Source organism: Paraburkholderia sp. SIMBA_053 (assembly GCF_046534895.1).
GTDB classification, from domain to species: domain Bacteria; phylum Pseudomonadota; class Gammaproteobacteria; order Burkholderiales; family Burkholderiaceae; genus Paraburkholderia; species Paraburkholderia caledonica.
The window spans coordinates 1-332 of sequence record NZ_JAWRXU010000301.1; the positions used below are offsets into that span (position 1 = coordinate 1).

General features: G+C 68.4%; 1 pseudogene. It reads right to left on the reverse strand.

From position 1 onward, the window contains the following. Positions 1 to 332, reverse strand: a pseudogene (locus SB753_RS35725) (SHOCT domain-containing protein); the annotation flags it as partial.

Genomic DNA, 332 nt, shown 5'->3' on the forward strand with positions numbered 1-332 from the left:
GTGAGGGACGCGCCGCGGGACTGCTGCTGCGAGAAGCCGCTGATCTGGTGATCGAGCGTATCGTAGACCGTCACCTTGCCGTTCACTTCGATCGCCAGGCGCCGGGGCGGTGCGAAGTAGGCATAGCGGACGTCGTTCTGCGCCCCGGTTGTGTTGGGCCGCCCCAGATCGGCGGGCCACCAGTCGCCCGAGGTGCCGGGCGCAGGCGGAACGAACAGACTCACCGGTCCGACTGGTCCGGCTGCAGTCTGCTGCTGGTTGCTGCCACCGTAGCCAGCGCTCTGCTGTTGTTGCTGGCCGCCGCCGTGGTTGCCCTGCTGGTGGGTACCCTG